The sequence below is a fragment of the Neisseria sp. P0009.S007 genome (assembly GCF_051962515.1).
The window spans coordinates 8867-15297 of sequence record NZ_JBQCVF010000017.1 but is presented as its reverse complement, the minus strand read 5'-3'; the positions used below and the strand labels follow the sequence as shown (position 1 = coordinate 15297).

Sequence of the window (6431 nt, the reverse complement as noted above, 5' to 3'; positions counted from 1 at the left end):
CCTGCTGGTCTCATTATCGATGCCTTGCGTCTGGATTATCAGAATGAAGAAGTAGGGCAGTTTGCCAAGCATCTGTGGAAGCTTTACCACTCTTTGGGCCAATATGGCCGTCAAGTAAAAGAACGTATGCTTGGTTGGGGTTATAGCCTTGGTTATCACGAAATTTTTGATGATTTGGAAAAAGGGCCGTCTGAACAGCAAATTAAAGAGATTGGTTTGAAGCGCGGTTATATTCAGCCAAGTTCTTTGCAGATGAAAGCCAAATATCGCGATTTGGTTCAAAAAGATTCTTCTGTCATTAGTGCAAGCTCTTCACCTGCTGATGAAGCCCTGAAAGAAGTGGAGTCTCTGTTGGCCTACGGTCAGTTGGATTTGGCTATCGGCACTCTGGAACAGGCTGTTTTGCAGTATCCTCAAGAATCGCAGCTGTACATCATCTTGTTTGATTTGTACGAACGCGTCGAAGACTGGGGACGTTTGGAGCAATTCCTGCGCTTGTTGCGTGAACGTGTTGTCAGCCTGCCTGAAGAGGTTGTCTTGGCAATGAGCCGTCTCTTGCAACGAATGAACCAATATTCAAAAAAACAAGATAATCGTAGAAAGTACGAGTGATGAATAATCATTTACCAAAAATTAAAACCATACGGGTTATGTTACAGGAGATGGGTGAGCAACAGCAGGCGGTATTCCGTATGGCATTTAAAATGCACAATACGACGAATTACGTCATCGTTTCCCCTGATTCTGATGAAAAACCGGATTTGGTATTGGTTGATACCGATACTCCGGAAGGTGTAGAAGCTTGGAAAGAGTCGAAGAAAACTTATCCGGAAGTGCCTGTAGCGATGTTTTCTTCCGAGTTGCCGACAGTAACGACTCCTTATTTGGCCAAGCCGGTTAAATTCGATACCTTGTTTCCTGTTTTGCGCAGCCTGGCTCAGGGCGGGAATGTTTTTGAGCCGTCTGAACAACAAGCGGCTGAAGAGAATAAAGGACAATCAAATTCTGATGGCGCAAGAAAAGCCACCATTCGCCGATTTAATCCAAATAAAGGCTTGTTGGGTGCGCTGAAATTTGCCAGTCAAGGACACCAAGATATTGCCGTCTTGCATGAAGGCAAGCCGATATTAATCGTGTTTCCTAGTATCCAGCGAGTACTGCTGACAGTCAGTGCCAATGAGTTGGAGAAATTGTGTAAAAACGATAACTTGGCAGTTGTGTGTAAGGCTGTTCCTGATAATCCGCAATGGAAAGAGAAAGCCAAAGTTACCATTATGTCATGCTTGTGGCAAATGGCCATTTGGACTGCATCAGGCCGTCTGATTTATCCGATGACGCCGCAAACTGTCTTTACGCTCAAGCGTTGGCCAAACTTAACCCGTTTGGCGCATGTTCCGGAATCTATGCGTCTGTCGGCATTTCTGACGAAAACATCCGTTAATTTAAATGTTCTCTATAAAGTCATGCCATTAGAGATGCCTGATATTTTGAATTATTTATCGGCAACATATATAACAGGCTTTTTGGCGACAGATACAGAGTTTGCAACAGATGCGAATAATACGCCTTCCTTGAATGAACAGATTGATGTGAATAGCAAAGACGTACCTGAAACAGCAATGAGCAAAGAGGCTCAAAAAGTTGCCGGTCCGTCTAAAGAACAACCTCGCGGCCTGTTGCAACGCCTGATGCGTAAGTTGCTGGGTAAATCGTAAAGGACACATCATGAAAGAAAATAAAATTATCTTTACCGGTCCTGTTGGCGTAGGTAAAACCACTGCAATTTCAGCTTTATCTGATGAACCGCCGGTTCAAACCGATGCATCCGCATCCGATATGACACTTGTCCGCAAGGGGTACACGACTGTGGCAATGGACTACGGTGTCATTCATTTGGATGAGGAAACCAAGGTTCATCTTTATGGTACGCCTGGTCAGGAGCGTTTTAATTTTATGTGGGAAATTCTGAGCCAAGGCAGTATGGGCTTAGTGCTTCTTTTAGATAATACAAGAAGCAACCCATTGAAAGACTTGCAATTCTTCTTGGATGCGTTCCGCGAGTTGCTGAAAAAAGCGCCTTTGGTTGTAGGGGTAACGAAGATGGATATCCGCTCCTTGCCAAGCGTAGATGTATATCAAAAATATTTAGCACAGAATAATTTTAATGTACCGGTTTTTGAGATTGATGCACGTCGAGAAGACGATGTAAAACAATTGGTTACTGCCATGTTGTTCTCAATTGACCCCGGATTAGAGGTATAAGATGGAAGCGACACTCTCTTTACAATCAAATTTATATCCTAAGATTACACCGGCAGGTGCGTATTATGCCGTTTCAAGTGATACGCCCAGCGCCAGCAGAACTTTATTGTATGGTTTGTTGCGCGCAGAGCCGTCTGAAACCATCAGCAGTGAAAAACTTTTGGCGTGGGCAGACACCAGCGATATCAATACCGCTTTAAACCTGTTGTATCGCCTCCAACGCTTGGAGTTTTTGTACGGTGACGAGGAAATCAGCACAGAGGACATCCATCTGACTGACGAGCAATTACCGACATTGTTGGAACAGTTGTCTAATTCTGGCAAAGCTTTATTGGCTGATGAAAACGGTTTGTATTTTGCCAATGCCAATTTCCATCACGAGGCTGCGGAAGAATTGGGCCTTTTGGCGAGCGAAGTGGCCAAAATGGAAGACAATCACCGTCTTTTGATTCGCAATAACCTGCATATCAATAATAGCGCATGGGGTATTTGCGATCCTTCAGGCCAAAGTGAATTGACCTTTTTCCCGCTGTATATTGGCATGACCAAGCTGATTTTGGTAATTGGCGGAATGCCTGATTTAAATAAAGAGGCTTTTGTTACTTTGGTTAAAGTGCTGTACCACCGATACGGCAGCCGTTGATTTTTGCCTGACCAATATTTATTTTAGAATGGAGCGACTATGCAACAACTATTGATCTCTGTATTAAGCGATTTGAACAATACCTCTGCGGATATCACTGCTTCTGCAGTTATTTCTACAGACGGCCTGCCAATCGCAACCATGCTGCCTTCGCATTTGAATGCAGACCGTGTAGGTGCGATGTCGGCAACGCTTTTGGCATTGGGCAATCGTTCCGTACACGAGTTGGCTTGCGGTGAGTTGGATCAGGTAATGGTTAAAGGTAAAAATGGCTATATTCTGCTGAGTCAGGCAGGTGAAAATGCAGTGTTGGCATTGATGGCAAAAGAAAGCGGTAAATTGGGTTTGATTTTGTTGGATGCGAAACGTGCGGCCAAACAAATTGCTGAAATCTTATAAAAGTTTTATAAATTAAAAAGATATAAAAATATTTTTGTTTTTATATAGATTGTTGCTTGACAGGCTTCTGATATTTTCTATATAATCCCATTTTTAATTCCCCGATAGCTCAGTCGGTAGAGCGACGGACTGTTAATCCGCAGGTCCCTGGTTCGAGCCCAGGTCGGGGAGCCAGATTTGAAAACCACCATCTTGTATGGTGGTTTTTATTTTATCTATTGGTTAATATTTTAAGATATTTTGATGATAATTGATTAAATGATTACACTTAATTCATCAGCCTTTATAGGAACAAATCATCGAGGTTACATCACAACCATCCATGTGAAAAGTGGAAAAGACTTTTGAAGATCTATAAATCGTAGCAATCCAAAAGATAAAACAATTTATGAAGTAAAATAATTTATGAAAGGTTAAAAATGATTTACTCAGCAAAGCTAAAAAAAATGGATGAAATAATTGAGGAATTTGCATATTTTTCTATAGAAAATAACGATCTATATTGTTTCCTTAATTGTTGTCCAATGGCTATTGAAGTGAATAAAGTTTACAATGTGGAACTTGACTATTTCATTATTGATGAGTTTATATTGGAAGAGGTTAATACAGATGAATCTGTTATTATTCCTTTTGAAAGAATAGGTGATAGTGCACAATATAAGATAACAGGTAGGTTAGATGGCAATACATTTACAGCTGGAAATATTTGCTTTGAAGATGATGCTCTTCAATTAGAATATTCTTATTTAGATGGCAGATTAATTACTTTAACTGTATGGAGATTAAGTATATCCGTAATTTCTGAAAGAATATAATCGTTATATTTTCTAAGAAAATTATTGTCTATATAAACCGTGCCGTCTGAAAAAATCCCAATTTTTCAGACGGCTTGAGACCTTAGTAAAAAAACCTAAGTTTTTACCCAGGCATTTAGGGGGTTTCTTATAAGAATCTTCTTTCGGCAAACCGAACAAACCATGATCACCAAATATATCGACCGATTCCTTTTGTTAACGCTGGAGAAAGTGATTTGTTGGCAGCTGTAGACTGTTTTTAAAAGAAAATATGCTGTCGGACTTTGCCTTTCTTTCGTCAAACTGATAAACTGTTTGCCATTATTTTTGACTGGGGCATAAATTTTTCATGAAAGACGCAGAGCAGAGTAGTTGTTATACCGCTTCTTTCCCTTTATTTATGCCCGAAATTTGGCAGTCTGTCCGTTTTAAGCGGAACGGCTGCCTTTTTGTATTTTAAAGGAACGCAATCATTATGGATTTCAGTTGGTTGGCCGAGCCGCATACTTGGATAGGCTTTGCCACGCTTCTGGTTTTGGAAGTTGTTTTAGGTATAGATAACCTTGTTTTCGTAGCAATTTTGGCAAACAAGGTCAAACCGTCGCAACGGGATAGGGCGCGGATAACGGGCTTGGGTTTGGCTGTCGTTATTCGGATTTTCATGCTGGGCTTCATGGCGCATATCATGACGCTGACGCGTCCTTTGTTTGAGCTGGGCGGCTTGGAGATTTCTGGTAAAGACATGATTATGTTTGCCGGTGGTATTTTCCTGCTTTATAAAGCGACTACCGAGCTGCACGAACGCCTTGAAGGCCATAATCAATTTGCGGTTGCTGAAGGGCAGAAGAAGCATTCTTCTTTTTGGGGCGTTGTGGCGCAAATCTTGATTTTGGATGCGGTTTTCTCTATCGATTCTGTTATTACGGCAGTGGCGATGGTGGATCATATTGTGGTAGCAATGGGTGCAGTGGTTGTGGCGATGACGGTGATGATTTCCGCCAGCAAACTGTTGACCGCCTTTGTGGACAAGCATCCGACCGTTGTGATGTTGTGTTTGGGTTTCTTGTTGATGATTGGTTTCAGCCTGATTGCGGAAGCCTTCCATTTCCATATTCCGAAAGGCTATTTGTATGCGGCGATCGGCTTCTCGATTTTGATCGAACTGTTTAATCAGGTTTCGCAAAAGAATGCCCGCAAAAATGACTACATCAGTACCTCTTGGCGTAAGCGTACCGCTGAAAATGTGTTGGGCATGATGGGTATCCGCGAAAGCATTTTGGCAAAAGCAGGCGATAACGGCGGTGATGACGAGCATTTTGAAGAAAACGAAAAATCCATGATTCGCAGCGTGCTGACTTTGGCGGAGCGTCCGATTATGGGTGTGATGATTCCGCGTCGGGAGATCGAGAAGTTGGATATTTCCCAAAGTCGGGAAGAACAAAATGCGCAGCTGAAAAATACGCCGTATAGCCGTTTGTTGGTTGTCGGTAAGGCAGGTGTAGATGAGCCTTTGGGCTATATCAGTAAAAAAGATTTGCTGAACCAGCTGCTTGAATCTGGGGAAATCAATATTCAGACGGCCTTGCGCCAGCCGTTGATTTTGCCGGACAGTACGACGGCATTGAATGCGATTGAATTGTTCCGTCAAAGCAGCGCGGATTATGCCTTGGTGGTGGATGAGTTTGGTGCGGTATTGGGCATGGTAACCATGAAAGATTTGTTGGAAACTATTGCCGGTGAGTTCCCCGAGGAATTCGAGCGTGAGGAAGAAGAAGCTGCTCCAGCCAGTCAGGATGAAACGCTGTCTGTGGATGGTGCATTGGAGTATGTGGAATTGGCTTCTCAATTGAATCTGCCTGCCCAAGAGGAAGATGCGGACTTTCATACCGTTGCCGGCTTGATTATGGAAGAATTGCAAAGTATTCCTGATGTAGGCGATTTCATCGATTATCACGGCTGGCGTTTTGAAGTGGTTGAGAAGGACGGACAACGGATTGCACGTGTGAAAATCAACCGTTTGCCGGAAGAAGAATAAGTGAAGAGTTAGTATGGTAAAGGCCGTCTGAAAATGTTCAGACGGCCTTTTTATTGATTCAACTTTAGTTACCGTAATGTCCAGAGCCTAAAATTCGGTGTGAATGTGCGCCGGTTGCATGGTGGGGATTGCTCGGAACTTGATTGCACCAACAGGCTGCAAGCCAGGCAAAAGCGGCGGCTTCCACCCATTGCGGGTCAAGATGGAGCTTGGCTGTGCTGTGCAATTTGGTGTCGGGAGAAAACAGGGTTTCCAAGTCTTGCATCAAAACCGGATTGCGGATGCCGCCGCCGCAGAT

7 protein-coding genes, 1 tRNA gene and 1 pseudogene are annotated in these 6431 nt (G+C 43.0%); 8 read left to right on the top strand and 1 reads right to left on the bottom strand.

Translation table 11 applies throughout. The features are described from left to right. The 8 genes and pseudogenes from ACTHS3_RS03410 to ACTHS3_RS03375 all read left to right on the top strand — a co-directional run. A pseudogene (locus ACTHS3_RS03410) lies at positions 1–612 on the top strand (23S rRNA methyltransferase); the annotation flags it as partial. Next, positions 612–1715 carry a response regulator transcription factor gene (locus tag ACTHS3_RS03405; protein WP_070625125.1) on the top strand — a complete coding sequence of 368 codons (1104 nt, stop codon included), beginning with the start codon at positions 612–614 and terminating at the stop codon, positions 1713–1715. The pseudogene ACTHS3_RS03410 and the gene ACTHS3_RS03405, both read left to right, overlap by 1 nt. 10 nt (positions 1716–1725) lie before the next feature. Next, on the top strand, positions 1726–2262 hold the full coding sequence (locus tag ACTHS3_RS03400; RefSeq protein WP_003748733.1) for a GTP-binding protein: 537 nt from the start codon (positions 1726–1728) through the stop codon (positions 2260–2262). Position 2263: 1 nt separating this feature from the next. Next, positions 2264–2905 carry a hypothetical protein gene (locus tag ACTHS3_RS03395; RefSeq protein WP_003748732.1) on the top strand — a complete coding sequence of 214 codons (642 nt, stop codon included), beginning with the start codon at positions 2264–2266 and terminating at the stop codon, positions 2903–2905. 39 nt (positions 2906–2944) lie between these two features. Next, on the top strand, positions 2945–3304 hold the full coding sequence (locus ACTHS3_RS03390) for a roadblock/LC7 domain-containing protein (RefSeq protein WP_003679682.1): 360 nt from the start codon (positions 2945–2947) through the stop codon (positions 3302–3304). Positions 3305–3402: 98 nt separating this feature from the next. After that, a tRNA-Asn gene (locus tag ACTHS3_RS03385) sits at positions 3403–3478 on the top strand. Between the two features lie 245 nt (positions 3479–3723). Continuing rightward, positions 3724–4119, top strand: a complete 396-nt coding sequence (locus tag ACTHS3_RS03380; RefSeq protein WP_049323926.1) for a hypothetical protein — start codon at positions 3724–3726, stop codon at positions 4117–4119. A 454-nt stretch (positions 4120–4573) separates the two neighbouring features. Then, on the top strand, positions 4574–6133 hold the full coding sequence (locus tag ACTHS3_RS03375; RefSeq protein WP_049323927.1) for a TerC family protein: 1560 nt from the start codon (positions 4574–4576) through the stop codon (positions 6131–6133). 64 nt (positions 6134–6197) lie between these two features. On the opposite strand, the gene ACTHS3_RS03370 is transcribed toward ACTHS3_RS03375, so the two are convergent. Continuing rightward, positions 6198–6431: anhydro-N-acetylmuramic acid kinase (locus tag ACTHS3_RS03370; protein ID WP_440367164.1), on the bottom strand; the 234-nt coding region annotated here is incomplete at its 5' end.